A 25974-nucleotide genomic window follows, 5' to 3' on the forward strand; every position below is an offset into this window, starting at 1 on the left:
AAAGGCCTCCATTGGAGGCCTTTTGCTTTGGAGTGATTGGCTTATAGACCTTCAGCCCTAATCAGGCCAACAGCTTGACCCTCAATTGCGAAGTTGGGTTGACGACCATCTACTAATATATTTTTGAAGTCAGGGTTTTCTGCTTGTAATTCAATCACCATGCCGTTGGCTGTTTTCTTTTGTTGCCAGCGTTTTACAGTCACCTCATCATCAAGACGTGCAACCACAATATCTCCATTGCGAACTTCGGTAGTTTTTCTCACGGCTAAATAGTCGCCATCCAAAATTCCAGCATCACGCATACTCATGCCAACCACTTTTAGAAGGTAGTCTGCACCTTTGCTAAATAAGCTTGGATCAATTGGAACGTGTTTTTCAATATGCTCTACAGCCATGATCGGTGAGCCAGCGGCAACACGTCCGATTAATGGCAGAGTGAGTTGTTGTAATGCGCCGGATGGCAATGACATCTGGCGATATTGATTGGTGTGCTGCATTTGATTGAAACGTTGTGGAATGCGAATGCCGCGCGAAGTGCCAGGCGTTAATTCGATATACCCTTTTTTTGCTAGTGCGCGAAGATGTTCTTCAGCAGCATTGGCAGATGCAAATCCCAGTTGGGTAGCGATTTCCGCGCGAGTGGGCGGGGAGCCACTCTCATCGATGGCCTTAGTAATTAATTCCAAAATCTCATTCTGGCGGGAAGTGAGTTTGGGGAGGGCAGTCAGCTCCTCTGGAAAATCGACTGTATTTATGTCCATACTGGGATTGTATACAGCACTATTTGATATTTCAAGCACTTTTGCAAGGGGGATAATGGGGAGATGAGCCCAAATCCAATGCCCCCTGAAAAAACATCCCATATCTTGGTTCTGGGAATGGGTGGCACTATTGCCGGTTTAGCCTCAAATCCTGGGAAAGATCCACTTTCTTACAAGGCCGGCGAATTGGGTATTGAGGCCCTTTTGGAGAAGATCCAAGAGGATATTCCAGGCGAATTAAAGCTCGTCTCCCGTCAAGTTGCCAATATTAATAGCCGCAATTTAACCGAGCCCTTATTGAGCTTATTGGGTCAGACTGTCATGGAGTCCCTAGCTAATACCATGGTGAGGGGGATAGTGATTACTCACGGAACCGATACAATGGAAGAAACAGGTGTGTTTTTACAGTTGACCTGTGGAAAATATGCTCAAAATTTAGGCAAAAGAATCATCATCACTGGCGCCATGCTGCCAGCCAATGCCCCAGAAGCTGATGGTCCATCGAATTTATTGGATGCCATTCGATGGGCCTCTACCCCCTTAGATAATTGCCCGGGAGGTGTCTATGCAGTGATGGCAGGAAGAGCTTGCCTGGCAATGGATTTATCCAAGCGTCATGCCACTGCGCTCAATGCCCCATTGCAAGCCTCACCCAGTAGTTCAGCCGGCTTAATTAATCCATCCTGGCTATTCGGCGTGAAAGCGGTTCAGGGTGCTTGGAGCGAAGATTTACCTATTCCGAAAGGGGAAGAGTGGCCTTGGGTTGAGATTTTGACTAGTCATGCGGGAAGTCGCCCAGAAACAATTGCTCGGTGGTTTGGGGGTGGGGTAGAGGGCCTAGTATTAGCGGGTTCTGGTATTGGGGGTTTTCATGACGCCTGGTTAACCCCTTTGGGTGAGGCAGCTAAACAAGGTATTGCCTTAGTAAGGACCAGTAGGACGGGTGGCGGCCTAACTTATCCTGATATTCCCGAAAAGGATCTTGCTGGATGCATGGCTTCTGGCTCGCTTTCTGCTCCTAGGGCTAGGATTGCGCTTCAGCTGGCAATAAATGCCGCAAAACAGGCAAACTTAGTTGGTAAATCCCTGACTTGGCAGGATTTTTTTGCTAGAATAGCGGTCTTGCCCGTAATTGGGTAGGTGATTTAAAAGTGTTGTAGCAGTACTTACAATTTGTTACTACCTTGTCACACTGGCGCTAACTTCAAAAACCATCGGAAGTTAGCAAGACGCCCAGGTGACTTTATCCTTAAGGAGTGTTAGATGCGTCATTATGAAATCGTTTTTATCGTCCATCCGGACCAAAGCGAGCAAGTGCCTGCGATGATCGATCGCTACAAAGCTACATTAGCAGCTGCGGGCGGCAAAATCCATCGCATGGAAGACTGGGGTCGTCGTCAGATGGCTTACATGATCGACAAGCTTGCTAAAGCCCATTACGTTTGCATGAACATTGAGTGCGACCAGAAAACCCTGGAAGAGCTTGAGCATGCGTTCAAATTTAACGATGCTGTTTTGCGTCACCTCATCATCAAGACCAAGAAAGCTGAAACAGAGCCTTCCATCATGATGAAAGAAGTGCAACGTGAAGAAGCCCGCAAATCAGCCCAAGCTGACGCTCCTGTAGCGCTAGCCTAAGTTTGAAATTTGAAGAGGAATACACAGACTAGAAAACGTATGAGAGAAGCGGAGTGGCGTTGAATCATTTCACCCTCACTGCAATCTTGGTATCTAAAGACGCGATTCGATTTACACCAGCAGGAATACCGGTGATGCATTGCCAGCTAGAACATAGTGGCCAAGCAAACGAGGTAGGAGTGGCTAGGAAAATTCAGATGAGTGTTGAAGCTATAGCAATTGGTCCGATACAACAGGATCTAGAGCAAATGGATTTAGGAACTGAGGCAGTGTTTGAGGGATTCTTAGCACCCAAGGCTCTACGTAATCAAAGACTTGTTTTCCATATTAACCATATTCAATTGAAAAATTAAAGAGGAAATCATCATGGCGTTTGGAAAGAAACCCGATTTCAAAAAGAAACCAGCTCAGAACCCATTGTTCAAGCGTAAACGTTATTGCCGTTTTACAGTTGGTGGCGTTGAGCAAATCGACTACAAAGATGTAGATACATTGAAGGACTTCATTGGCGAGAACGCCAAGATCACTCCTGCTCGTTTGACAGGCACAAAAGCTAAATATCAGCGTCAGTTAGACACTGCTATTAAGCGTGCCCGTTTCTTGGCTTTATTGCCATTCTCCGATCAACATAAGAAATAATTGGGAGCCCTCAATGCAAATTATTCTTTTAGAAAAAGTAACAAACTTGGGCAATCTCGGCGACGTAGTTCGCGTTAAAGACGGTTTCGCTCGTAATTTCTTAATTCCACAACGTAAAGCGCGTCGTGCGACTGAAGCAGCAATTGCTGACTTTGCAGTTCGTCGTGCTGAGTTGGAAAAATTGGCTGCTGAGAAATTGGCTGCAGCTGAAGCGGTTGGCACAAAGCTGAAAGACTTGGTTCTCGAAATCGGTCAAAAAGCGGGTGTTGACGGTCGTTTGTTTGGTTCTGTAACCAACCACGATATCGCTGATGCCTTGAAAGCTAAAGGATTTACGATCGAGAAGGCTTCGATTCGTATGCCTACTGGCCCATTGAAAATGGTTGGTGATCACCCTGTAGCGGTTGCCGTTCATACCGATGTGGTGGCTGACATCACTATTCGTGTAGTTGGTGAGCAAGCTTAAGTTTTAAACCTTAGGTTCTAGGAACTTCGCTAGCCTCATGGCTGAATCCCGTTCACGTTCCGTGACGCTGAATCCCAGCATGATGGGTTCTGGGGATGCAGTCGTGCAGGCCTTAAAAGTTCCGCCGCATTCTGTAGAAGCCGAGCAATCATTGCTCGGCGGTCTACTGATCGATAACACTGCCTGGGATCGCCTAGGTGGAGTGTTAACTGATAAAGATTTCTACCGTCCTGAACATGCCTTGATCTACAAAGTCATTGCGCGTTTGGTAGGTGACAATCATCCCGCTGACGTGATTACCGTTCATGATGCAATTAAATCTGAGCAAGGTGGCGATTTAGTCAGTGTTGATTACCTCAACTCTCTGGCACAAAACACCCCTAGTGCTGCAAATATCAAAGGTTACGGCGACATCGTTCGTGACCGCAGCATTCTGCGTCGCTTAATTGAAGTTTCGGACAGTATTGTGAACTCTGCTTTTGTTACAGAGGGCCGTCCAGTGAGGACGCTGTTGGATGAGGCAGAGGCCCGTATTTTGCAAATCGGTGAAGAAGGTAGTCGCAAGGCAGACTACCTCGAGATCGAACCACTCTTACGCTCGGTTGTGGCACGTATTGACGAGCTATACAACCGCCAAGGTGGTAGCGATATCACTGGTATTGCCACAGGCTTTATTGATTTGGATAAGCAAACTAGTGGTTTACAAAAAGGGGACTTAGTCATTGTTGCCGGAAGGCCTTCGATGGGCAAGACGGCTTTTGCATTGAATATTGCTGAGAACGTTGCTCTCGCAGAAGGTTTACCTGTTGTCGTGTTCTCGATGGAGATGTCAGGCGAACAATTGGCATCACGCCTCCTTGGTTCAGTAGGGCGTGTTGATCAAGGTCGTATGCGTACCGGTAAGCTGCAAGATGATGAGTGGCCACGCGTTACCGATGCGATTGCCCGGTTAAGTAATACCCAAATTTTGATTGATGAGACAGGCTCCTTATCAAGTCTAGAGTTGCGCACGCGCGCGCGCCGAATTGCCAGAAACTTTGGTGGCACTCTTGGTTTAGTAGTGATTGACTACTTGCAGTTGATGAGTGGCTCAGGTTCAGAGAACCGCGCAACTGAGATCTCAGAAATCTCACGCTCCCTTAAATCGCTTGCAAAAGAATTGCAGTGCCCAGTAGTGGCGCTCTCACAGTTAAATCGTGGTTTGGAGCAACGTCCTAACAAGCGCCCAATCATGTCCGACCTGCGTGAGTCAGGCGCGATCGAGCAAGATGCTGACTTGATTATGTTTATTTATCGTGATGAGGTGTATCACCCTGATACTACGACCGATAAAGGTATGGCCGAGATCATTATTGGCAAGCAGCGTAACGGGCCAATCGGTACAGTCAGATTGAGCTGGCAGGGCCCGTATACTAAGTTTGATAACTTAGCGATGGGATCAGTTGGATATTCTTCTGGTGGTTATGAGCCGTTTTAAAGGCAGCTCAAAATAACATCATTGATGATGCATAAATAAAAAGCCTCGCATTGCGAGGCTTTTTTACTCAAACAATGTATTCAAAAATTTATTTTCCACCCTCACATTTTTTGATAGAGGCAGCTTTAGCTGCGCCATACAAAGGTTTGCCGTCCTTGCTAACCGCTTTAGCTTCGCAATCGTTCGGTTTTGCATCACCCATACACTTTTTGATTGAAGCATCCTTTGCTGCGCCATATAGCGGCTTACCATCTTTGCTAATGGCTTTTGCTTCACAGGCTGCTTGATCGGCGAATGCAAAACTAGGAAGTGCAAAACTTAATACAACACTTAAAGCGATGATGATTTTGTTCATATTGCCCCTTTTTTCATAAAACACGGAATTAAATTGACTGCTTATAAAACACTGTAATAAAAAATAGTTTATTTGTGAATATAGGGCAAATGCTATGCGCCCAAGGGGCAAGTGGCATCAGGGCGCGACGCGACGCGCTTCAGTAAATTTAGCGGCCCAATAAGGGGAGGTAATGTTATCCAAGCGTACGGTCCCACCTGCGCTGGGCGCATGTACAAATCGACCTTGCCCCACATAGATTCCTGCGTGTGAATACTTTTCGCCAGTGGTGTTAAAGAAAACTAGGTCACCCGGAGCGGGTGGCTGACCCTCAATGCTTTGACCTTTAGTGCTCATTAACTGAATGGTGCGCGGCAACTTAATACCAGCAGCTTTGTTATAAACGTAGACGATCAGTCCGCTGCAATCAAAGCCACCTTTGGGGGTATTGCCACCATAGCGATAGGGCACGTCTACCAAGCCAACTGCCGCAATTGAAATATCTTCTGTGCCAACGCTCGTATCTTCCTTGAATTGCGAAACCTTAGAGGAGCTTACTTTGGGGCCAAAGGTGCTGCACCCACTGATTGCGAGGGCGCAAATAAAAATGCCGCACCCCATCAGAGTGCGGCACGAGAGAGTTTGCTTAGAGTGCGTCTGCAGCATGATCCGCTAAACGTGAGCGCTCACCGCGCGCAAGGGTGACATGGCCACCATGACGCCAACCCTTAAAGCGATCGACTACATAGGTTAGGCCGGATGAGCCTTCAGTTAAGTAGGGCGTATCAATCTGCGCAATATTGCCTAGACAAATAATCTTGGTTCCTGGGCCCGCGCGGGTGACTAGGGTTTTCATTTGCTTAGGCGTTAAGTTCTGCGCTTCATCAATGATGACAAACTTGCTAACGAAGGTTCTGCCGCGCATGAAGTTCATGCTCTTTACCTTGATGCGTGAGCGGATCAATTCTTGAGTTGCAGCCCGACCCCATTCACCGGCATCATCGTTGCGTTGGAGAACTTCTAAATTGTCGTCAAATGCACCCATCCATGGCTGCATTTTTTCTTCTTCGGTTCCTGGTAGGAAGCCAATGTCTTCGCCAACGGGAACGGTAGCGCGAGTAATGATGATCTCGTTATAGCGCTTACTATCCAATACCTGCTCAAGGCCTGCCGCCAATGCCAGCAAGGTTTTGCCTGTACCCGCTTGACCTAATAAGGTCACAAAATCTACGTCTGGATTCATGAGCAAGTTCATTGCAAAGTTTTGCTCGCGGTTTCGAGCGGTCACCCCCCAGACATTGTTTTTCTGGTGCGAGAAGTCTCTGAGAGTTTGCAAGAGGGCAGTTTTGCCATTGATTTCCCTGACGTGTGCATAGAAAGGTGTGGAGCCATCGGGATTCTCTTGGTACACAAATTGATTTACCAGCATACTTGGTACAGCAGGACCAGTCACCCTATAGAACATCGTGCCAGACTTGGAGTCTGACCAACTTTCCATATCTTTGCCATGCTTTGGCCAGAAGTCTGCTGATAGAGCCATGACTCCGGAGTACATCAAGTCACGATCTTCTAATACCTGGTCATTGAAATAATCTTCGGCAGGTAGACCAAGTGCACGCGCTTTAATGCGCATGTTGATGTCTTTGGACACCAGCACCACTTCTTGGCCATTACGAGTCTTTTGCAACTCACTCACTACCGCCAAGATCATGTTGTCGCCTTTGCCTTCAGGAAGTCCTTCAGGCAATGCTTGAGTAGATAGTTTTGTTTGGAAGAAGAGACGACCTGAAACATCTTGGTTGCCAAGCTTGTTCAGTGGAATCCCTTCGTCCAATGTGCCGCTGGTGCCGGCAACCAGTTGATCTAGGGAGCGACTGACGGTACGAGCGTTTCGGGCTACTTCGGTCATGCCTTTTTTATGGTTATCCAACTCTTCGAGAGTGGTCATAGGCAAGAATAGGTCGTGCTCTGAGAAGCGGAACAATGAGCTAGGGTCATGCATTAAGACGTTAGTGTCTAAAACGAATAGGCTTGGAGGCCCTGTACGAACAACGCGTTTCGGTTTGGCAGGCGTCGTTACCTTATTCTCATTGCGAGTAGGTGTGCGGTCTGCTTTAATTTTCTCGAGAGCGACTTCTGCTGCAGATAAATCTTCCTCTGCATCATTGATCCAGTCTGAGGTTTCCATCACTACTGGTTTTGCTGGCGCAGGACGTTTCTTTAAGTCTGGAGTGTCTTTACGACTAAGTCTCACTTGATCAGCAATTTGAGTTGGGATGGGTGGCAGTGGCATGGACTCTCCTAAAAGAAAAAACCGCCAAGCAATGTGCGTTGACGGTTTATTACGAAACTAGTTGCATTAAGATCTAGAAAACGGAGGGGGTTGCTCCCCGAACCTGTTTTGAAATATTCAGGTTTCTGATTCAAACGGATTGTCAGACTTTCCCGCCGTGTACGGTGCATATGACTTTACTTTACCCCAAATTTTGGGGTTTGCAAGCGCCCCAGAGAAAATTATTGTAAAAATTATTCAGTAGCTTGGGCTGCTTGTAATACCTCTGTCACATGGCCTGGAACCTTAAGGCCGCGCCACTCTTTTACCAGCTTGCCAGAGGAGTCAAAGAGGAAGGTGCTCCGCTCAACGCCGCGGACCTGCTTGCCGTACATATTCTTCATTTTCATGACACCAAAGATTTGGCAGAGTTTTTCTTCGGTATCAGCAACAAGCTCAAAGGGTAGGCCCAATTTACTGCGAAAGTTATCGTGAGACTTGAGGCTGTCTCGGGAAACTCCAACTACTAGCGTGTTGGTTTTGGTGAAGGCGTCAATGTTGTCGCGAAATTCACCAGACTCTGCTGTGCAGCCAGGAGTCATATCTTTTGGATAAAAGTAAAGAACCAGTTTTTTACCTTTGGCCGAAGCTGGAGAAAAAGTCAGTCCCGATGTTGCTGGGATGGCGCACTCTGGCATAGTTTGACCGATTGCTACTGTCATGATGATCCTTTGTTATTAATGTCTCTTAGTGTTAATTATTCTGAATAATCAGTTCGCCACTACGATTGGGTATTTCACCCCAGGTCAGCGGTAACACAGCTATTTTATCGAGTTGATTGGTGTCTTTCCAGGATTGATGTAACTCACCCATAGTGACAAGGTCGTGCCCTTGATTTAGCCATCCAGCCAATAGTTGTTCAAATGCAGGCAGTAGCTTTTGACCCTCAAGCTCGGCATGCAAGGTGAAGACTTGATCATTGGGATTGCTCTGGGTGATTTCCAAGAGTTTTTTGACTGCGCCAAACTCATCTGCGCCATCAATGCCAATGAGCTCATCAAAGGTTGGCAGCGTGGTTGGGTATTGCACATGCTTTGCTTTGCCATTGGGTAAGGCCAATCGATAAGGCATCAGATTAGGTTTGGCTCTGCCATCGGAAGAATGGGTAATGCCCCATTGATCGAGTTGCTCAAAAGCAGCTTCATTCATTTGCCAACCAGCTGCGCCATAAGTCACGGGTGCATGACCAAAGATTTCTACAAAGCGATCCCAGCTTTTTTGCATCATCGCTTTAGTCCATTTAGAGTCTTGAGTGCGAACTGCGTCTTGCCACGCAACATGGTCCCAAGTGTGGATGCCGGTTTCATGACCGGCTTTGTCAATCGCACGCATTTCTGCAGCAGCTTTTTTGCCAATGTCTGGTCCGGGGATAAGTACACCATAGAGCAAAGTTTTGATACCGTAGTGTTCTACGACAGAAGTACGACTAACTTTTTTTAGAAAGCCTGGACGAAAAACTCGCTTTAAAGCCCAGCCGGTATGGTCAGGGCCTAGGCTAAATAAGAAGGTTGCCTGAAGTCCAAAGCGCCCAAGGGTGCGAGCGAGATTGGGTACGCCTTCTTTGGTGCCGCGTAGGGTGTCAACATCTACCTTGAGAGCGATCTTAGCCATGAACCCCTGCGCCCGTTAACTTATTCTTTATCAACTAAAGAGCGTGCTTTTTCTACATCCTGGCGATAGGCTTCGAAAATATTCTTGAGAGCATCAGTCATCGTAGTCGTTGGTTTCCAATCTAATTCACTCATAGTGTTATCGATTGCAGGCACGCGGTTTTGTACGTCTTGGTAGCCTTCTCCGTAGTACGCGCCAGAAGTAGTTTCAACAATCTTGACTTCGTTTGCAGTCTTGGCATATTCAGGAATGCTACGGGCAATCTCGAGCATTTGATTCGCTAGTTCACGAACGGAGTGATTGTTTTTCGGGTTACCAATGTTATAAATCTTGCCGTTAGCAACACCATCTTTGTTATCGATGATGCACATCAATGCATCAATACCATCATCTACGTAAGTGAAGGCGCGTTTCTGCGCGCCACCATCGACTAAATTGATTGGTTCGCCACGAACAATGTGGCCTAAGAACTGGGTTACCACGCGGGATGAGCCCTCTTTGGGTGTGTAGATACTGTCAAGACCAGGGCCGATCCAGTTAAACGGGCGGAAGAGGGTGAAGCGCAAGCCTTCCATGCCATAACCCCAGATCACACGATCCATAAGCTGTTTAGAGCAGGCATAGATCCAACGTGGCTTATTGATCGGACCGTAAACCATATTTGATTTAGCGGGATCGAATTCGGCATCCTCACACATGCCATAAACTTCAGAGGTGGACGGGAATACTAAATGTTTTTTGTATTTAACGGCAGAGCGAACGATGGGAAGATTAGCCTCAAAGTCGAGTTCAAATACTTTTAATGGCTGCTGAACATAAGTTGCTGGAGTGGCAATCGCAACCAAAGGCAAGATAACGTCGCATTTACGAATGTGATATTCAACCCATTCTTTATTGATGGTGATATCACCTTCAAAAAAGTGCATACGTGGATGGTTGATGAGATCACCTAAGCGATCATTTTGCATATCCATGCCATAGACATCCCAATCGGTTGTCTCAAGAATGCGCTTGGAAAGGTGGTGGCCAATAAAACCGTTAACACCAAGAATGAGTACTTTTTTCATCTTTACTGCCTCGTTTTAATCTAATTTGGGAATACTAAATACAGTGCTTATTTGTTGGCTGGGAACCATTCCAGGATTTCAACTGCCTGGCCGTCACCGCAAATGCCGAATACCCGATTATCAACCACTTGGATGCCCTGAACGCCAAGATCCAGATTGCTTGGGAATAGCCCCTTCAAGCTTGTGCGGGCCACAATCATTGTCTGCCCCTGGTGATACGTAAAGGCGCCTGGATAAGGGGGTGCAACGGCTCTCACTAGATTGTGGACCTGAATTGCCTTCTGATGCCAATGAATTTGCCCGTCAGAGGGCTTCCTGCCACCAAAATAACTGCCTTTTTGGAGCTCATTGGGCTTGCGGGGTACTTTGCCCTGAATGAGCTTCGGCAGCGCTTCGGTGATGACTTTTACTGCTGCTTGACTTACCTTGCCAAATACATCAGTAGCCGTCTCATCCGGGCCAATGCTAACTGAAGCTTGCCCAACAATATCGCCGGCATCTGGTTTGGTTTCCATGATGTGCAAGGTGGCGCCTGTTTCAGTTTCTCCATGCAAGATTGCCCAGTTTACTGGCGCGCGGCCACGGTACTTTGGTAGAAGTGAGCCGTGCATATTTAGCGCAGTAATCTTCGCGCAAGCCAAAATTTGCGCGGGGATCATATGGCGATAGTAAAAAGAAAAAATGTAATCCGGTGCCAGTGCTTGTAATTTTGGAATCAGGGCGTCTAAATCATTCGCACTAGGCGTAATGTATGGAATATGTTGATCAGCACACAGTTTGGCAACACTAGCAAACCAAACATTCTCATGAGGATCATCTTGATGGGTAACAACTAGATCAACTTGGATGCCTGCAGCTAATAAGGCTTTAAGGCAATTGACACCAACATCGTGATAAGCGAAGACGACTGCGTGCAATTATTTTTTCTCTAAAACAGTTTGCACAACGTAACGTGGGCGATTGCGGATTTGTTGATAGATGCGGCCGATGTATTCACCGAGGAGACCAAGGCCAAAGAGCATAACGCCAATCAGGAAGAAAGTCAGCGCAAAGAGGGTGAATACTCCCTCAACCTCGGCGCCCAGTACAAACCGGCGTACCAGTAAGTAGATGAATAGGCTGCCTGCAGCGAGCGATAGCAACATACCTAGAATTGAGAAGATCTGTAAAGGCATGATGGAGAATCCAGTCACTAAATCAAAGTTCAAGCGAATCAGTTGATAGAGGCTATATTTAGACTCGCCAGCAAAACGCTCTTCGTGTTTGACGGTGATTTCAATGGGGTTAGCAGCAAAGGTATAAGCCAGCGCGGGAATAAAGGTGTTGTTCTCATCGCATTGGCGTACTAAGTCAACGATGCGGCGGTTATAGCCCCGTAACATGCAACCTTGATCAGTCATCGTGATTCGAGTAATGTTTTCGCGTAAACCGTTCATAGCGCGTGAAGCAAATTTTCTGAAGAAGCTGTCACGACGATCCGCACGAATGGTGCCAACGTAATCATGGCCCTTTAATAACTGCTCCGTCAGGGCATCAATCTCTTCGGGGGGATTTTGTAAATCTGCATCCAAAGTAATAACAAATTCACCCTTGGCGTATTCAAATCCAGCCATGATGGCCATATGTTGACCAAAGTTGCTGTGAAATAAAACGGCGCGCGTCACGTCAGGACGTTGCTCAACTTGTTTAGCCAAAATACCAGCAGAACGATCTTTGCTGCCGTCATTTACAAAAACGACTTCATAGGAAATATTGCGTTTAGCCGCCAGCCCATCTAAGGATGGATAGAGGCGATCAAAGAGGGCTTGAAGACCGTCTTCCTCGTTATAGACGGGAATAACAATGCTGAGCTTTGGGTTGGCAACTAAATTTGCAGTCATGCTGCAATTTTGCCTGATTCTTGGGGTTTAGCCCAAGAAGGCTAGTTTTTGGAGTGTTTCTTGAGGATTCCGACCAATCCACTGGCTATGCGGCCAATATCTTCGTCTGCCATGCTGGGGAAGAGTGGGAGGGTCAAAATAGAGCGACCAATACGCGCAGCAATTGGGGTATCACTTATTTTGTAGCCTTGATTTTTGTAAAGACTAAAGCCGGTAATAGCAGGGTAGTGCACTCCTGTACCAATGCCAAGATCTTTTAATTCGGTCATCACTAGAGCGCGATCACAAGCCAATTGCTCCAGTGGCAGCACTACCTGAAACATATGCCAATTACTATCAGTGAAGTTTTCAACCGGCAGTTCTAATTTGAGCGCCTCCAATTCGGCAGATTTGAGTTCCGCACGAATGGCATCAAAATATTGACGAGCGAGTACTGCGCGACGTGTTTGATATGCAGGCAATTGTTTTAGCTGTTGCAAGCCAATGACCGCATTCACATCGGTCAAATTATCTTTGCCACCGAGTACATCAACATCCATTCCATCGATGCCTTGGCGAGTTAATCCTTGAAGGCGAAATTTTTCAGCAAGTTTGGCTTCGCAGTCATCATTTAAAACTAGGCAGCCACCCTCTACAGTCGTGAGATTCTTATTGGCTTGAAAGCTAAAGCTTACGAGGTCGCCGAAGCTTCCAATCTTCTGACCCTTCCACTGAGAGCCGAAGGCTTGAGCTGCATCTTCAATCACACGCAGATGATGTTGCTTCGCGATTGCATAGAGTCGATCCATGTCTACGGGTAAGCCAGCCAAATACACCGGCATGATGGCGCGAGTCTTGGATGTGATTGCAGCAGTGACTTTATGAAGATCTATATTGCGTGTAACAGGATCAATATCCACAAAGACAGGTTTAGCGCCAACTCCCAAAATAACATTGGATGTTGCCACCCAAGAAATCGGTGTGGTGATGACTTCATCACCTGGGCCAATACCAGCAACTTGTAATGCAATCTTCATCGTTGCTGTGCCATTGGCAAAACAACGCACAGGACGACCACCAAAGTATTCACTGAGAGTTGCTTCAAACTCTGCCAACTTCGGTCCTGAGGTCACCCAACCAGAACGCAAGACATCTGCAACAGCATCAATGGTTTCTTGATTAAAGCTTGGGCGCGTGAAGGGTATAAATGAAGGGTTATTTGACATGATGTCTTATATTACTTTACTGCCTTACCGTGCCGCGTTTGGTGTATCAGGATGCTTCACAATCACTCTACGGGAGTCGCGGTCTACTTCCTGCATTGGTAGCTTTTGCTCTCGGAGCGCACTGAACTGCTCTGGAACCATTAGGGCATAAGCGGCTTGATCCTCTTGCCAGCGAGCAATGAAGGCATCAAGAGTGGGCATCCAGAGCTCAGGTTCTTGATGAACGCCAAACTCTAGTTCATCGGGAGACTCGACCATGATCATGGTTCTGCCAAGATAAAACGGCACAGTGTGATCTAAGAGTCGAATGGAGTAGAAGTTCACTTTTTCTGGGATAGATACTTTGACTCGGTTGACAAGATCAATACCAGAAACGGCCCGACCCAATGTCTCATGGCCTGTACCGGCAATGATGGCGCAGAGAAAAAATCCGCCAGCAAAGCTCACAATACTTTGAATACCGTTTCGTTTACTTTGCCATGCTGCAAATAGGCTAAAGGTGATAAGTGCAATTAATGCGGCAACAATCCAATAAGTGTATTGAGCGTAGGCTGCGATCTCATCTGGCCTTGCTTGTTTGCCAATGTCGGATAAGAAGAAAAATCCAATGCATCCCAAGACTGCAAATCCAATAGTTTGTAGTTTCCAAGAGAGTTCCATCGAATTGGTGTGCGCTAACAGTTGGTCCAGGCGATTACCGATTAACAATGCGAGCGCAGGAAAAATAGGGATGATGTAGCCCGGAAGTTTGGAGCGCGAAACGCTAAAGAAAATAAAGATTACTGCGAACCAGCACACTAATAACCAGCCGCTTGAGAAATCCCGACGACGCTCGCCCCATGCTTGCACAATCGAACCAGGAATTTGTAGCACCCAGGGCAATAAGCCAATGAATAGCAAGGGTACGAAGTAATAGATTGGACCTGTTCTGCTGTGGGCATCTTGAGTAAAGCGTTGCAAATGCTCATGAATAAAGAAGAATTCCAAGAACTCAGGATTACGCTGTGCAACCAAGAAAAACCATGGCGCTGTAATTGCTAGAAATAAAATCGTGCCGCTGAATAAGCGTAAACGTGCCCAGATTTTCCAATCCCAAGAAGTGATGGAGTAAGCAACAAAGACCATTGCTGGAATGGCAGCACCAATCACTCCTTTGGAAAGTGTTGCAAGCGCCATGAAGATCCAGCAAGCCCACATCCAATTTCGGCAGGGGATTTTGTTGCGCGAAGTTTGGGCTAGCAATAGGCTACACAACGCCGCCACTAAAAAAGATGACAGCCCCATGTCTAAAGAATTGAAATGGCCGCTAATGACCCACATCGGACTTGATGCGAGTACGACAGCAGCTAACCATCCCGCTCTAGCGCTGAAAATGCGAGCACCAGTAAAGCCAATGAGTAAAATAGTGAGAAAGCCAGTGAGCCCAGTCCACAGACGTGCTTGCCAATCACCGATACCGAAAACTTGAAATGCAGCAGCAGTTGCCCAAGCTTGTAATGGTGGTTTCTCAAAATACTTGTAGCCGTTGTAACGTGGCGTAACCCAATCGCCTGTGACCAACATCTCCCTTGCTATTTCTGCATAACGTCCCTCATCAGATGGGATGAGATGGCGATAGTTCAGCGTGCCAAACCAGATCAAGCTATAAATAATGGCAAGCAATAAAATTTTGCCGGGATGAAGCGCAGAGGATTGCCGAATTTCTCCAAATTGCATTAGCTTGGCTCCACAATTAACGCTAGAAGAACTTGACGTCCTTCTCCTACCAAAATGTTGTAGGTGCGACAGGCGGCTTGAGAATCCATGATTTCAAAGCCAATTTTTGCCAAAATGAGGGATTTGAGGAGCTCTGGCTTGGGAAAGCGCTGTTTAGCGCCTGTGCCAATCAGAATTAATTCAGGCTTGAGATCGACCATTTGGAGAAAATGGGATGAATCTAGGCCGTCGAATGATTTAACTGGCCATTCAGAGATTGCCCCATCAGAGCTCAATAAGACAGCATAGGCATATGGGGTCTGGTTGATCTCGACGTAGCCATCTCCATAGCCGGTGATCGTGTTGGCTCCGGAATGGGGGTCAGATTGAAGCTTCAAGTGGACTCTCTGTCATAATTATGTGGATTATAGCTAGCTGTTTTTTCCAAGATTTCAAGAACTTACCCTTTAATTTATTGTGAAACCCATCCTAAAGTCCCAAAAACTCAATCACGTCTGTTATGACATTCGTGGGCCAGTGCTTGAGCTCGCTCAGCGCATGGAGGAAGAGGGTCACAAAATCATCAAATTAAACATCGGAAACGTAGGGGTTTTCGGTTTTGATCCTCCTGAAGAGATTCAGTTGGACATGATCCGCAATTTGAGTAATGCTTCTGCCTATTCTGATTCCAAGGGCATCTTTGCTGCTCGCAAAGCCATCATGCAGTATTGCCAAGAAAAAGGTATACAAGGGGTCACGCTGGATGATGTTTATACCGGCAACGGCGTTTCTGAACTGATCGTACTTTCAATGAATGCATTGCTCAATGATGGCGATGAAGTATTGGTTCCAGCGCCTGACTATCCACTGTGGACTGCTGCGGTGAGTTTGTCGAGCGGTACCCCAGTTCATTATTTATGTGATGAGTCTAAAGATTGGGCACCAGACTTAAATGATCTGCGCAAAAAAATCACACCACGTACCAAAGCAATTGTGGTGATTAATCCTAACAATCCAACTGGTGCAATTTATTCCCAAGAAGTATTGCTCGAGATGGTAAAAATTGCTCGTGAGCATGGTTTGATTTTGTTTGCTGATGAGATTTACGACAAGATGTTATACGACACTGAGAAGCATATTTCTCTTGCATCTTTATCCACTGATGTAGTCACAATCACTTTTAATGGCTTATCCAAGAACTACCGCTCATGCGGCTACCGCGCTGGCTGGATGGTGGTTTCAGGGGATAAAGAGATGGTGCGTGACTATATCGAGGGCCTGAATATGTTGGCCTCGATGCGCTTGTGCGCAAACGTGCCAGGTCAATATGCAATTCAAACTGCACTTGGTGGTTACCAAAGTATTAACGACTTAGTGGCTGAGGGTGGCCGCTTAGCAAAGCAACGTGATCTCGCCTGGAAACTGATTACCGATATTCCTGGTGTCACTTGCGTTAAACCAAAATCTGCCTTGTATTTATTTCCAAAGTTAGATCCCGAGGTTTATCCAATTGAAGATGATCAACAGTTTGTTGCTGATCTCTTAAAAGAGGAAAAAGTATTGTTGGTCCAAGGTTCTGGTTTTAACTGGGGTAAGCCTGATCATTTCCGTGTCGTGTTCTTACCTCATGAAGATGTGCTCAAGGAAGCAATTGGCCGCCTTGCACGTTTTCTGGAGCGATATCGTAATAAGCATAGCCGCAAGGCTTCTACAACCGCAGCAAAGGCATCATGAAACCGATTCAAGTGGGTCTATTAGGTATTGGCACTGTTGGTGGTGGCGTATTCACAGTTCTTGAGCGCAACCAAGATGAAATTACCCGTCGTGCTGGTCGCGGCATTCGTATTAATACCGTTGCCGATCTTAATGTAGAGCGTGCTAAAGAAGTTGTTCAAGATCGTGCACAGATTGTGAATGATGCTCGTGCTGTGATCAATAATCCCGAAATCGACATCGTGGTTGAGCTCATTGGTGGATATGGCATTGCTAAAGACTTGGTTTTAGAGGCAATTGCTGCCGGCAAGCATGTGGTGACTGCAAATAAGGCCTTGATCGCCGTACATGGGAACGAGATTTTTAAAGCAGCTCACGCTAAGGGCGTGATGGTCGTATTTGAAGCGGCAGTTGCTGGCGGCATCCCTATTATTAAAGCTCTGCGTGAGGGCTTAACTGCTAACCGCATTGAGTGGATCGCCGGCATCATCAATGGGACCACCAATTTCATTCTCTCTGAGATGCGTGATAAAGGCCTAGACTTTGCAACGGTTCTCAAAGAGGCGCAACGCTTAGGTTACGCAGAAGCAGATCCAACGTTTGATATTGAAGGTGTTGATGCTGCGCATAAGGCGACCATCATGAGCGCGATTGCATTTGGTATTCCAATGCAGTTTGATAAAGCGCACATCGAAGGCATCACCAAATTGGATGCTATTGATATTAAATATGCAGAGCAATTGGGCTATCGCATCAAGTTGCTAGGTATTGCCAAGAAAACGCCAACGGGTGTTGAGTTGCGCGTACATCCAACCCTAATTCCTGCTAAACGTTTAATTGCAAACGTTGAGGGCGCTATGAATGCTGTGCAGGTATTTGGTGATGCAGTAGGTACTACCTTGTATTACGGAAAAGGTGCGGGATCTGAACCAACTGCCTCAGCTGTGATTGCTGATTTGGTAGATATCACTCGTTTGCTGAGCGCTGATCCTGAGCATCGCGTTCCTTACTTGGCCTTTCAGCCAGATGCTGTGCAAAATACCCCTGTATTGCCGATTGGCGAGATTACGACTAGTTACTACTTGCGTTTGCGTGTAGCTGACCAAGCTGGTGTGTTGGCTGACATTACTAAGATCTTGGCCGCGCACGGCGTTTCGATTGATGCACTCTTGCAAAAAGAGGCAGACGAAGGTGAAAGTCAAACTGATTTGGTTGCCTTAACGCACGAAACTAAAGAGAAGAACATGCTTGCGGCAATCACAGAGATCCAGAATCTCAAAACCGTCGCTGGTGAAGTGGTGAAGATTCGTTTAGAAAATCTGTCTTAAGCAAAACAATGCGTTACCAATCCACTCGCGGCAATAGCCCGCAACAATCCTTCTTAGAAATTCTCTTGGGCGGTTTAGCGCCGGATGGCGGTTTATATTTGCCGACTCAGTATCCACAGGTCACCTCAGCACAATTGGATTCATGGCGTGGCTTGTCTTATGCTGATCTGGCTTATGAGATTCTAAGTCTCTATTGCGATGACGTTCCTGAGGCTGATTTACGTGCGCTGTTGCGCAAGACATATACCGAGCGGGTTTACTGCAACGGTCGCCCTCAAGACAATGCCAAAGACATTACACCTTTACACTGGTTAGGCGAAGAGCAGGGTACTCGCATTGGGCTCTTGAGCTTATCAAATGGTCCAACCTTGGCTTTCAAGGATATGGCAATGCAGTTGCTGGGCAATCTTTTTGAGTATGCTCTTAAGAAGAAAGGTCAGCAGCTTAATATTTTGGGCGCCACATCAGGTGATACGGGCAGTGCTGCTGAATATGCGATGCGTGGCAAAGAGGGTGTAAAAGTATTTATGCTTTCGCCGCGTGGCAAGATGAGCTCCTTTCAGTCTGCGCAGATGTATTCCTTGCAAGACCCCAACATTTTCAACTTAGCAGTAGCTGGTGTGTTTGATGATTGTCAAGATATTGTTAAAGCAGTCAGCAATGATCATGCCTTTAAGGCTAAGAGCCAAATTGGTACTGTGAACTCCATTAACTGGGGTCGGGTAGTTGCACAAGTAGTGTATTACTTTCAGGGCTATCTCTTGGCCACCAAGTCAAGCAATGAGAGGGTGTCATTTACTGTGCCATCTGGTAATTTCGGTAACGTCTGTGCTGGTCATATCGCCCGCATGATGGGCCTGCCAATTGCACACTTGGTTGTGGCAACCAATGAAAACGATGTACTCGATGAGTTTTTCCGCACTGGTGTATATCGTGCGCGCAAATCTGCTGAGACATTGCATACCTCAAGCCCATCGATGGATATTTCCAAGGCAAGTAACTTTGAGCGTTTTGTATTTGACTTCATGGGTCAAGATGGGAACGCTACTGCCGCCATGTTTAAGCAAGTGGATACGACTGGTGGCTTTGATATTTCTAAGGACACTGTCTTCAAAGAGCTTGGTCAGTATGGCTTCCAGTCTGGCCGCAGCACTCATGAAAATCGCCTAGAAACAATTCGCGATATCGACAAACGTTATGGTGTCATGGTCGATACCCATACTGCTGATGGCATCAAAGTAGCGCGTGAGCATTTGCAGGCTGGCATTCCAATGCTCGTGCTCGAGACTGCGCTTCCCATTAAGTTTGAAGAAACGATTCAAGAAGCTTTGGGGCGACCTGCTGAGTGCCCGTCTGCATTCAAAGACATTAAATCTAAGCCCCAGCGTGTAGAGAATATTGATGCTGATGTCCATCAGGTCAAAGCATTCATTACAACGCATCTTAGTTAAAACATAAGCTAATCACCATGAATAAGCCTCCAATGTTGACTGCACAGCAGGCCTTGGATCACTTGCTTTCTCATGCCAAGCCAGTTGCCGAGACTGAGAGCATTCCAATGCAGGCCACCTTAGGTCGCGTTCTTGCTGAGAACGTAAACAGCCTAGTCGACGTGCCCCCACTGGATAACACCTCAATGGATGGTTATGCAGTCCGCGCAGCAGACATCCAGAATCCTGGAAGCATTCTAAAAATTGCACAACGCATTCCAGCGGGCTCTGTTGGAACCACACTCGAACCCGGTACCGCAGCCAGAATTTTTACAGGTGCACCAGTTCCCTTGGGGGCAGATGCAGTGGTGATGCAAGAGGATTGCGCTATTCCCGAAGGCTCGGCAGATCATGTACAAGTCAATATTGCGCCAGTGTTAGGCCAATGGATTCGCCGTAGAGGTGAAGATTTAACGGCAGGTAAAACGGCGTTAACTGCAGGAACCTTCTTGCGCCCTCAAGAGTTAGGCGTTGCAGCATCTGCTGGCTTGACTCACTTAAGTGTTAAGCGTCGCGTTAAGGTGGCAGCATTCTTTACTGGTGATGAGCTATCTCTTCCTGGCGAGCCACTTAAGCCGGGTGGAATTTATAACTCCAACCGTGACACCCTATTGGCCTGTCTTAAATCACTGGGTTGTGATGCCACTGATTTAGGTATTGTGCCGGATCGACTTGAGGCAACTAAAGCAGCATTACGTAAGGCCAGCAAAGATCATGATCTGATTATTACGTCCGGTGGTGTATCGGTTGGCGAAGAGGATCACATCAAGCCAGCAGTAACTGCTGAAGGACGATTGGATTTATGGCAGATTGCTATTAAGCCTGGAAAGCCACTGGCATTTGGTGCAGTTCGCAAATCAGATAAGCCTGAAGATGGTGAGGCCTGGTTTATTGGTTTGCCGGGCAATCCAGTATCCAGCTTTGTAACTTTCCTGTTATTTGTAAGACCATTCATTCTCAAGCTTCAGGGAAGAAGTAGTAGCCCACCACAGTCTTATTCGATGCGCGCTGATTTTGATTGGTTAAAAGCTGATCGACGCAATGAATTCTTGCGCGTCAAACTCAATAGTAATGGCGGCTTGGATTTATTCCCCAATCAAAGTTCCGGGGTGCTTACAAGTGCATCTTGGGGTGATGGTCTTGTAGATTGCCCGCCAAACCATTCAATCAAAGCTGGCGATCAAGTGAAATATATTCCTTTTGATGCTTTGCTTAAATAATCGGTTTACGATTGCCTCATGAAACTCGAATTACGATTCTTTGCCTCTTTGCGTGAAGCTCTTGGAGTTTCTCAAGAGAGTATTGTCACGCCTGATAGCGTCAAAACGATTGCCGATCTCAGGGTTCACTTAATAGAGCGTGGCAATCCTTGGGCTGAAGTATTAGCACAGAGCAAAGTATTACGCTGTGCTCTGAATCAGGTTATGGTTGATGCAAGCACGCCTCTCATAGACAATGCAGAAGTTGCGTTCTTTCCGCCAGTGACTGGGGGCTAATATGCCAATCCGAATTCAAGAGGCAGATTTTGATGTTAGCGCTGAAATAGCAGCGCTACGTAAAGGTGATCCAAGAGTTGGTGCAGTGGTAACTTTTTTGGGCGCCGTGCGTGATATGAATGACGGTAGTCATGTAAAGGAGATGACTCTCGAGCATTATCCCGGCATGACTGAGAAAGCTTTGCAAGAAATTCTAGATCAAGCAAAGGCTCGTTGGGATATCTACCAGACTTTGGTGATTCATAGAGTTGGCCCATTGCTACCTGAAGATCAAATTGTTTTAGTGGTGGTAACCAGCGCTCATAGAGGCGAAGCATTCGCAGCGTGTGAGTTCATCATGGACTATCTCAAAACTGCAGCCCCATTCTGGAAAAAAGAAAACACCTCTGATGGCGCTCGCTGGGTTGATGCCCGCGTGACTGACGATGCTGCAATGGCGCGTTGGGCAAAGAAGTAAATTTAACTACTTTTAAAAAATCCCAACTTCGCAGATCTGGGTAGCTGCTTTAATTTTGCTTCTGCTTTGGATGCCTCTGATCGATCTGGGTGCTCTTGGCTTGCTAAAAGGACAACTGGTCTTCGAGATCTCGTATAGCGAGCACCTTGCCCTGAATTATGGGCTTCTAGGCGATGTTCTAGTCGGTTAGTAATGCCGGCATAGTAAGTGCCATCAGCGCATTCGAGGAGGTAAACAAGCCAGGACAAAGTGGGGGTAAATTCGCTTAAAAAGAGGGTGTAAAAGCCTTGAAATCTGTCATATTGCCCTTATATTCTATAGATAGATATATGGAGTGCAAAAATGAGAATAGATAAGTTAACAACTAAATTTCAAGAGGCCTTAAGTGAGGCCCAAAGTATCGCTTTAGCCAAAGACAATCAGTATATTGAGCCGGCCCATGTATTGCTGGCGATGTTGCGTGATTCTGACGGCGCTGCTAAGAGTTTATTAACCCGCGCCGGCGTGAATGTCTTGGGCCTCGAAAAAGGTCTTGAGAAGATCATTGGTAATTTGCCTGAAGTGCAGGGCACGAGTGGTGAGGTTCAGGTTGGCCGTGATCTCAGTAACTGGCTTAACCTATGTGAAAAAGAAGCCAACAAACGTAACGATCAATTTATCGCTGGCGAGTTATTTCTGCTGGTGGTGGCTGATGACAAAGGCGAGCTTGGGAAGCTAGCTCGTGAAAATGGTTTAAATCGTAAATCGTTAGAAGCGGCTATTGATTTAGTGCGTGGAGGGGAATCAGTGAATACTGCAGATGCCGAGGGTCAACGTGAAGCCCTTAAGAAATACACCATCGATTTAACTGAGCGCGCTCGTATGGGTAAGCTAGATCCGGTGATTGGTCGTGACGATGAGATTCGTCGCACCATTCAGATCTTGCAGCGTCGCGGCAAGAATAACCCTGTCTTGATTGGTGAGCCAGGCGTCGGCAAGACCGCTATTGTTGAAGGTTTAGCTCAGCGCATTGTGAATGGTGAAGTCCCTGAGACTCTCAAGAACAAGCGTGTCCTGGTCTTGGATATGGCATTGCTATTGGCCGGCGCCAAGTATCGCGGCGAGTTTGAAGAGCGCTTGAAAGCTGTTCTGAGTGATGTTGCTAAAGATGAAGGTCAAACCATCATCTTTATCGATGAAATTCATACAATGGTGGGTGCTGGCAAAGGTGATGGCGCGATGGATGCTGGCAATATGCTAAAGCCAGCCTTGGCTCGCGGAGAATTGCATTGTATCGGCGCAACCACTCTAGATGAATATCGCAAGTACATTGAAAAAGATGCTGCACTAGAGCGCCGCTTCCAAAAAGTGATGGTCGAAGAGCCAAGCGTTGAAGCAACAATTGCTATCTTGCGCGGTTTGCAAGAGCGCTATGAGCTTCACCATGGTATTGAGATTACCGATCCAGCGATTGTGGCTGCAGCGGAGCTATCACACCGTTACATTACTGACCGCTTCTTGCCAGACAAGGCAATCGACTTAATTGACGAGGCTGGTTCACGTATCCGGATGGAGATTGATTCCAAGCCAGAGGTAATGGATAAATTAGAGCGTCGCCTCATCCAACTCAAGATTGAGCGTGAAGCAGTGAAGAAAGAAAAAGACGAGGCTTCTCAAAAACGGCTTGGCCTCATTGAAGATGAGATCAAGCGTCTTGGCGCCGAATATGCTGACTTAGAGGAAATCTGGAAGGCTGAGAAGGGTGCCGTATTGGGTGCTGCCAATCTGAAAGAAGAGATTGAAAAAGTTCGTGCTGATATCGCTAAGCTGCAACGCGAGGGTAAGTTGGAGAAAGTTGCTGAATTGCAGTATGGAAAATTGCCAGAACTTGAAGCTAAGCTCAAATCTGCTGCTGCAGCTGAAGCTAAAGGCAATAAAGATGGCGTTGTAAAGAATAAGCTTTTACGTACCCAAGTTGGCGCAGAGGAAATCGCTGAAGTGGTATCTCGCGCTACTGGTATTCCGGTATCGAAGATGATGCAGGGCGAACGCGACAAACTTCTCAAGATGGAAGAGTTGTTGCATAAGCGTGTGGTTGGTCAGGAAGAAGCTATTCGTGCAGTATCAGATGCCATCCGTCGCTCCCGTGCTGGTTTGGCTGAAGAGAATCGTCCTTATGGATCCTTCTTATTCCTGGGGCCTACAGGTGTCGGTAAAACTGAGCTGTGCAAAGCATTGGCTGGTTTCTTGTTTGATAGTGAAGACCATCTGATTCGCATTGATATGAGTGAGTTCATGGAAAAGCATAGCGTTGCGCGTTTGATTGGTGCGCCTCCGGGTTATGTGGGTTATGAAGAGGGCGGTTACTTAACCGAGCAAGTTCGTCGCCACCCTTACAGCGTGATTCTCTTTGACGAAATCGAAAAGGCGCACCCTGATGTCTTTAACGTCCTCTTGCAAGTGTTGGATGATGGTCGCTTAACCGATGGTCAAGGTCGAACTGTGGACTTTAAAAACACCGTGATTGTGATGACTAGTAATATTGGCTCGCATTTGATTCAGTCGATGACTGATAAGAAGCAGTCTGAAATCAAAGACGCTGTATTTGAAGAGTTGAAGAATCACTTCCGTCCAGAGTTCTTAAATCGTATCGATGAGATTGTGGTATTCCATGGCTTAGATAAGGGCAATATCGCCAATATTGCGAAGATCTTGCTGAAAAACCTCTCCGATCGTTTGGCAAAAGTGGATATGCAGCTTGAGGTAAGCGATGCAGCCTTGAGTAAGATTGCTGAAGTCGGCTTTGATCCTGTTTTTGGGGCAAGGCCGCTCAAGCGCGCTATCCAGCAGCACATCGAGAACCCAGTCTCCAAGATGATTTTGGAGGGTAAGTTCGGACCTAAGGATGTAGTGCCTGTTGACGTGGATAAAAAAGGTGACTTTAGTTTCACACGTCAGGTTCACTAGTTAGCAGCTAAGTAGTAATAAAAGGTAGTTCAGCAGGAATATTCCTGCACCAGTAAACTCGGAACATGACTGTTGCGCTCACTAGTAGGCGTGCCAGTGATGTCCGGGTTATTGGTCTCATTAGCCTAGCTCACGGTAGCTCCCACTTCTTTCACTTAATTCTGCCACCCATGTTTCCATGGTTAAAGGCGGAGTTTGGCTTTAATTACGCTGAGCTCGGTTTACTCATGACCATCTTCTTTGTGGTCTCTTGCCTTGTGCAGGCAGGCTCTGGATTTTTGGTTGATCGGATTGGTGCTCGCCCTGTTTTGTTTGCTGGAGTTGGTTTGCTTGCCTTGGCAGCTCTGACTTATTCTCAAAGTAATGGGTATGCCATGCTAGTTTTGGGTGCCATGATTGCCGGTTGCGGCAACGGAGTTTTTCATCCAGTAGATTACACGCTCATTAACCACAAAATTTCTCCAGCTAATTTGCCTTATGCCTATTCCATTCATGGGGTAACAGGCTATTTGGGTTGGGCAGCAGCGCCAGCCTTTATGGTTGCCATCACCACCTTATTTGATTGGCGTTTTGCTTTCTTGGCTGCAGCAATACTCGAAGCCCTCATTCTCTTGACGCTTTGGATTGGTCGAGCACGCTTGGTGGATGACGTTCAAGCAAGACGAAAAGAGACAGAAACCCATCATGCTGCCAACAATCCAAGCGGCACACCGATGAGTACTTTTGGGTTTATGAAATTACCAGCAGTTTGGCTTTGCTGGATTTTCTTTTTCTTCAGCATGGCGGCAACTACTGGATTGCAGTCATTTGCACCGACTGCACTCTTCAAAATTTATGACCTTGCTGTGAGTTCAGGTAACTACTATTTAACTTTAATGTCTATGGGTGGAGCAGGAGGGATGTTGCTCGGGGGTTATCTTGCTACGCGCCTGAAGGTGCCGGAGCGCATCATTACCATCTGCTTTACCGTCAATATTGTGATGGGGCTTCTCTTGGCAACGGGCTTAGTGCCAGTCGAGATTATTGTGCTGGCCTTTATTGTGATTGGATTGGGCTTGGGGATTGCCGCACCATCACGCGATTTGATAATTCGCACTGCAACTCCTTCAGGCTCATCAGGAAGGGTCTACGGCATTGTGTATTCAGGTATTGATTTAGGTGCCGCCCTGAGCCCTTTAGTGTTTGGTATCTTCTTAGATATCGGCTTGCCAAAACTTTTATTTGTGGGCGTTGCTATGCTGCAGCTCATGATTATTTTGTGTGGGTTCAAGGTTTCCACTTTGGGCCAGGCTAAATCTGCTTGATCCCCCATTTCTTTTCATAATATGAAAAGTCATTACACTGCGTAAAATGCAGTGCAGTACCCTTCGCTCGATCTCATTCCATTTAATGATTCAATATTTCACATGATAAAAATTATTACTTAAGTCATTGTTTTT

The 25974-nt window shown here is 46.7% G+C and carries 26 protein-coding genes and 1 pseudogene; 14 read left to right on the plus strand and 13 right to left on the minus strand.

The genetic code is table 11. The annotated features are described in order from the left end of the window. Window positions 1-41 precede the first annotated feature (41 nt). A complete protein-coding gene (lexA, locus tag C2740_RS02235) occupies window positions 42-761 on the minus strand; it encodes a transcriptional repressor LexA (RefSeq protein WP_215293799.1) in 720 nt (239 codons plus the stop codon). A 63-nt stretch (window positions 762-824) separates the two neighbouring features. Here lexA and C2740_RS02240 point away from each other — a divergent pair, with 63 nt between their 5' ends. The 6 genes from C2740_RS02240 to dnaB all read left to right on the plus strand — a co-directional run bounded on the left by C2740_RS02240 (window position 825) and on the right by dnaB (window position 4981). Further along, window positions 825-1901, plus strand: coding sequence for an asparaginase (locus tag C2740_RS02240; protein ID WP_215293800.1), 1077 nt, complete (start codon window positions 825-827; stop codon window positions 1899-1901). Between the two features lie 123 nt (window positions 1902-2024). Continuing rightward, a complete protein-coding gene (rpsF, locus tag C2740_RS02245; RefSeq protein ID WP_215293801.1) occupies window positions 2025-2399 on the plus strand; it encodes a 30S ribosomal protein S6 in 375 nt (124 codons plus the stop codon). Between the two features lie 53 nt (window positions 2400-2452). Further along, window positions 2453-2752: a primosomal replication protein N gene (gene priB / locus C2740_RS02250; RefSeq protein WP_251369670.1), complete on the plus strand. Its 300-nt coding sequence runs from the start codon at window positions 2453-2455 to the stop codon at window positions 2750-2752. Window positions 2753-2765: 13 nt separating this feature from the next. Continuing rightward, a complete protein-coding gene (gene rpsR / locus C2740_RS02255) occupies window positions 2766-3038 on the plus strand; it encodes a 30S ribosomal protein S18 (RefSeq protein ID WP_028819198.1) in 273 nt (90 codons plus the stop codon). 13 nt (window positions 3039-3051) lie between these two features. After that, window positions 3052-3504, plus strand: coding sequence for a 50S ribosomal protein L9 (gene rplI / locus C2740_RS02260; protein ID WP_215293802.1), 453 nt, complete (start codon window positions 3052-3054; stop codon window positions 3502-3504). 37 nt (window positions 3505-3541) lie between these two features. Next, window positions 3542-4981: a replicative DNA helicase gene (gene dnaB / locus C2740_RS02265; protein WP_371816722.1), complete on the plus strand. Its 1440-nt coding sequence runs from the start codon at window positions 3542-3544 to the stop codon at window positions 4979-4981. 88 nt (window positions 4982-5069) lie between these two features. Here the strand turns inward: dnaB and C2740_RS02270 are convergent, their stop codons facing one another. The 11 genes and pseudogenes from C2740_RS02270 to C2740_RS02320 form a co-directional block, all read right to left on the minus strand. Next, the gene (locus C2740_RS02270) at window positions 5070-5336 is read right to left on the minus strand and encodes a hypothetical protein (protein WP_215293803.1); all 267 of its coding nucleotides are present in this window, start codon (window positions 5334-5336) and stop codon (window positions 5070-5072) included. A 120-nt stretch (window positions 5337-5456) separates the two neighbouring features. Continuing rightward, a pseudogene (locus C2740_RS02275) lies at window positions 5457-5840 on the minus strand (C40 family peptidase); the annotation flags it as partial. Between the two features lie 121 nt (window positions 5841-5961). Further along, on the minus strand, window positions 5962-7608 hold the full coding sequence (locus C2740_RS02280) for a PhoH family protein (RefSeq protein ID WP_215293805.1): 1647 nt from the start codon (window positions 7606-7608) through the stop codon (window positions 5962-5964). 233 nt (window positions 7609-7841) lie between these two features. Continuing rightward, window positions 7842-8309, minus strand: a complete 468-nt coding sequence (locus C2740_RS02285; RefSeq protein WP_215293806.1) for a peroxiredoxin — start codon at window positions 8307-8309, stop codon at window positions 7842-7844. A 31-nt stretch (window positions 8310-8340) separates the two neighbouring features. Then, entirely contained in the window at window positions 8341-9258 is a 918-nt protein-coding gene (locus tag C2740_RS02290; protein WP_215293807.1) for a polysaccharide deacetylase family protein, read from the minus strand. Window positions 9259-9278: 20 nt separating this feature from the next. Then, the gene (locus C2740_RS02295; RefSeq protein ID WP_215293808.1) at window positions 9279-10325 is read right to left on the minus strand and encodes a bifunctional UDP-4-keto-pentose/UDP-xylose synthase; all 1047 of its coding nucleotides are present in this window, start codon (window positions 10323-10325) and stop codon (window positions 9279-9281) included. A 47-nt stretch (window positions 10326-10372) separates the two neighbouring features. Next, on the minus strand, window positions 10373-11242 hold the full coding sequence (locus C2740_RS02300; protein ID WP_215293809.1) for a formyltransferase: 870 nt from the start codon (window positions 11240-11242) through the stop codon (window positions 10373-10375). After that, window positions 11243-12205 carry a glycosyltransferase gene (locus tag C2740_RS02305; RefSeq protein ID WP_215293810.1) on the minus strand — a complete coding sequence of 321 codons (963 nt, stop codon included), beginning with the start codon at window positions 12203-12205 and terminating at the stop codon, window positions 11243-11245. Window positions 12206-12246: 41 nt separating this feature from the next. Continuing rightward, window positions 12247-13410, minus strand: a complete 1164-nt coding sequence (locus C2740_RS02310) for a DegT/DnrJ/EryC1/StrS aminotransferase family protein (RefSeq protein WP_215293811.1) — start codon at window positions 13408-13410, stop codon at window positions 12247-12249. Between the two features lie 24 nt (window positions 13411-13434). Further along, entirely contained in the window at window positions 13435-15126 is a 1692-nt protein-coding gene (locus C2740_RS02315; RefSeq protein ID WP_215293812.1) for a glycosyltransferase family 39 protein, read from the minus strand. After that, entirely contained in the window at window positions 15126-15503 is a 378-nt protein-coding gene (locus C2740_RS02320) for an Mth938-like domain-containing protein (RefSeq protein WP_215293813.1), read from the minus strand. Before C2740_RS02320 ends, C2740_RS02315 begins: the two co-directional genes overlap by 1 nt. A 79-nt stretch (window positions 15504-15582) precedes the next feature. Between C2740_RS02320 and C2740_RS02325 the strand changes: the two genes are divergently transcribed. Genes C2740_RS02325 through moaE form a run of 6 tightly spaced genes read left to right on the plus strand, consistent with a single transcriptional unit; the run spans window position 15583 to window position 21589 of the window. Further along, window positions 15583-16839 carry a pyridoxal phosphate-dependent aminotransferase gene (locus C2740_RS02325; RefSeq protein WP_215293814.1) on the plus strand — a complete coding sequence of 419 codons (1257 nt, stop codon included), beginning with the start codon at window positions 15583-15585 and terminating at the stop codon, window positions 16837-16839. After that, on the plus strand, window positions 16836-18146 hold the full coding sequence (locus C2740_RS02330; protein ID WP_215293815.1) for a homoserine dehydrogenase: 1311 nt from the start codon (window positions 16836-16838) through the stop codon (window positions 18144-18146). Before C2740_RS02325 ends, C2740_RS02330 begins: the two co-directional genes overlap by 4 nt. Before the next feature lie 8 nt (window positions 18147-18154). Beyond that, window positions 18155-19597 carry a threonine synthase gene (thrC, locus tag C2740_RS02335; RefSeq protein WP_215293816.1) on the plus strand — a complete coding sequence of 481 codons (1443 nt, stop codon included), beginning with the start codon at window positions 18155-18157 and terminating at the stop codon, window positions 19595-19597. 32 nt (window positions 19598-19629) lie between these two features. Next, the gene (gene glp / locus C2740_RS02340) at window positions 19630-20856 is read left to right on the plus strand and encodes a gephyrin-like molybdotransferase Glp (protein ID WP_215294272.1); all 1227 of its coding nucleotides are present in this window, start codon (window positions 19630-19632) and stop codon (window positions 20854-20856) included. 18 nt (window positions 20857-20874) lie between these two features. Further along, window positions 20875-21132 (plus strand): molybdopterin converting factor subunit 1, encoded by a 258-nt coding sequence (moaD, locus tag C2740_RS02345; RefSeq protein ID WP_215293817.1) that lies wholly within the window; start codon window positions 20875-20877, stop codon window positions 21130-21132. Window position 21133: 1 nt separating this feature from the next. Continuing rightward, on the plus strand, window positions 21134-21589 hold the full coding sequence (gene moaE, locus C2740_RS02350; protein WP_215293818.1) for a molybdopterin synthase catalytic subunit MoaE: 456 nt from the start codon (window positions 21134-21136) through the stop codon (window positions 21587-21589). Window positions 21590-21591: 2 nt separating this feature from the next. Here the strand turns inward: moaE and C2740_RS02355 are convergent, their stop codons facing one another. Then, window positions 21592-21837 (minus strand): GIY-YIG nuclease family protein, encoded by a 246-nt coding sequence (locus C2740_RS02355; RefSeq protein WP_215293819.1) that lies wholly within the window; start codon window positions 21835-21837, stop codon window positions 21592-21594. 94 nt (window positions 21838-21931) lie between these two features. Between C2740_RS02355 and clpB the strand changes: the two genes are divergently transcribed. Further along, window positions 21932-24535: an ATP-dependent chaperone ClpB gene (clpB, locus tag C2740_RS02360; protein WP_215293820.1), complete on the plus strand. Its 2604-nt coding sequence runs from the start codon at window positions 21932-21934 to the stop codon at window positions 24533-24535. Between the two features lie 65 nt (window positions 24536-24600). Next, entirely contained in the window at window positions 24601-25839 is a 1239-nt protein-coding gene (locus tag C2740_RS02365) for an MFS transporter (RefSeq protein WP_215293821.1), read from the plus strand. Window positions 25840-25974: the final 135 nt, after the last annotated feature.

The sequence above is a fragment of the Polynucleobacter sp. MG-5-Ahmo-C2 genome (assembly GCF_018687735.1).
Lineage (GTDB): Bacteria > Pseudomonadota > Gammaproteobacteria > Burkholderiales > Burkholderiaceae > Polynucleobacter.

What these genes read in the sequence shown, in the direction of transcription:
- lexA (WP_215293799.1), bottom strand. Translation starts at nt 761, where the DNA reads ATGGACATAAATACAGTCGATTTTCCAGAGGAGCTGACTGCCCTCCCC.
- C2740_RS02240 (WP_215293800.1), top strand. Translation starts at nt 825, where the DNA reads ATGAGCCCAAATCCAATGCCCCCTGAAAAAACATCCCATATCTTGGTT.
- rpsF (WP_215293801.1), top strand. Translation starts at nt 2,025, where the DNA reads ATGCGTCATTATGAAATCGTTTTTATCGTCCATCCGGACCAAAGCGAG.
- rpsR (WP_028819198.1), top strand. Translation starts at nt 2,766, where the DNA reads ATGGCGTTTGGAAAGAAACCCGATTTCAAAAAGAAACCAGCTCAGAAC.
- rplI (WP_215293802.1), top strand. Translation starts at nt 3,052, where the DNA reads ATGCAAATTATTCTTTTAGAAAAAGTAACAAACTTGGGCAATCTCGGC.
- dnaB (WP_371816722.1), top strand. Translation starts at nt 3,542, where the DNA reads ATGGCTGAATCCCGTTCACGTTCCGTGACGCTGAATCCCAGCATGATG.
- C2740_RS02270 (WP_215293803.1), bottom strand. Translation starts at nt 5,336, where the DNA reads ATGAACAAAATCATCATCGCTTTAAGTGTTGTATTAAGTTTTGCACTT.
- C2740_RS02280 (WP_215293805.1), bottom strand. Translation starts at nt 7,608, where the DNA reads ATGCCACTGCCACCCATCCCAACTCAAATTGCTGATCAAGTGAGACTT.
- C2740_RS02285 (WP_215293806.1), bottom strand. Translation starts at nt 8,309, where the DNA reads ATGACAGTAGCAATCGGTCAAACTATGCCAGAGTGCGCCATCCCAGCA.
- C2740_RS02290 (WP_215293807.1), bottom strand. Translation starts at nt 9,258, where the DNA reads ATGGCTAAGATCGCTCTCAAGGTAGATGTTGACACCCTACGCGGCACC.
- C2740_RS02295 (WP_215293808.1), bottom strand. Translation starts at nt 10,325, where the DNA reads ATGAAAAAAGTACTCATTCTTGGTGTTAACGGTTTTATTGGCCACCAC.
- C2740_RS02305 (WP_215293810.1), bottom strand. Translation starts at nt 12,205, where the DNA reads ATGACTGCAAATTTAGTTGCCAACCCAAAGCTCAGCATTGTTATTCCC.
- C2740_RS02310 (WP_215293811.1), bottom strand. Translation starts at nt 13,410, where the DNA reads ATGTCAAATAACCCTTCATTTATACCCTTCACGCGCCCAAGCTTTAAT.
- C2740_RS02315 (WP_215293812.1), bottom strand. Translation starts at nt 15,126, where the DNA reads ATGCAATTTGGAGAAATTCGGCAATCCTCTGCGCTTCATCCCGGCAAA.
- C2740_RS02330 (WP_215293815.1), top strand. Translation starts at nt 16,836, where the DNA reads ATGAAACCGATTCAAGTGGGTCTATTAGGTATTGGCACTGTTGGTGGT.
- thrC (WP_215293816.1), top strand. Translation starts at nt 18,155, where the DNA reads ATGCGTTACCAATCCACTCGCGGCAATAGCCCGCAACAATCCTTCTTA.
- glp (WP_215294272.1), top strand. Translation starts at nt 19,630, where the DNA reads ATGTTGACTGCACAGCAGGCCTTGGATCACTTGCTTTCTCATGCCAAG.
- moaD (WP_215293817.1), top strand. Translation starts at nt 20,875, where the DNA reads ATGAAACTCGAATTACGATTCTTTGCCTCTTTGCGTGAAGCTCTTGGA.
- moaE (WP_215293818.1), top strand. Translation starts at nt 21,134, where the DNA reads ATGCCAATCCGAATTCAAGAGGCAGATTTTGATGTTAGCGCTGAAATA.
- clpB (WP_215293820.1), top strand. Translation starts at nt 21,932, where the DNA reads ATGAGAATAGATAAGTTAACAACTAAATTTCAAGAGGCCTTAAGTGAG.
- C2740_RS02365 (WP_215293821.1), top strand. Translation starts at nt 24,601, where the DNA reads ATGACTGTTGCGCTCACTAGTAGGCGTGCCAGTGATGTCCGGGTTATT.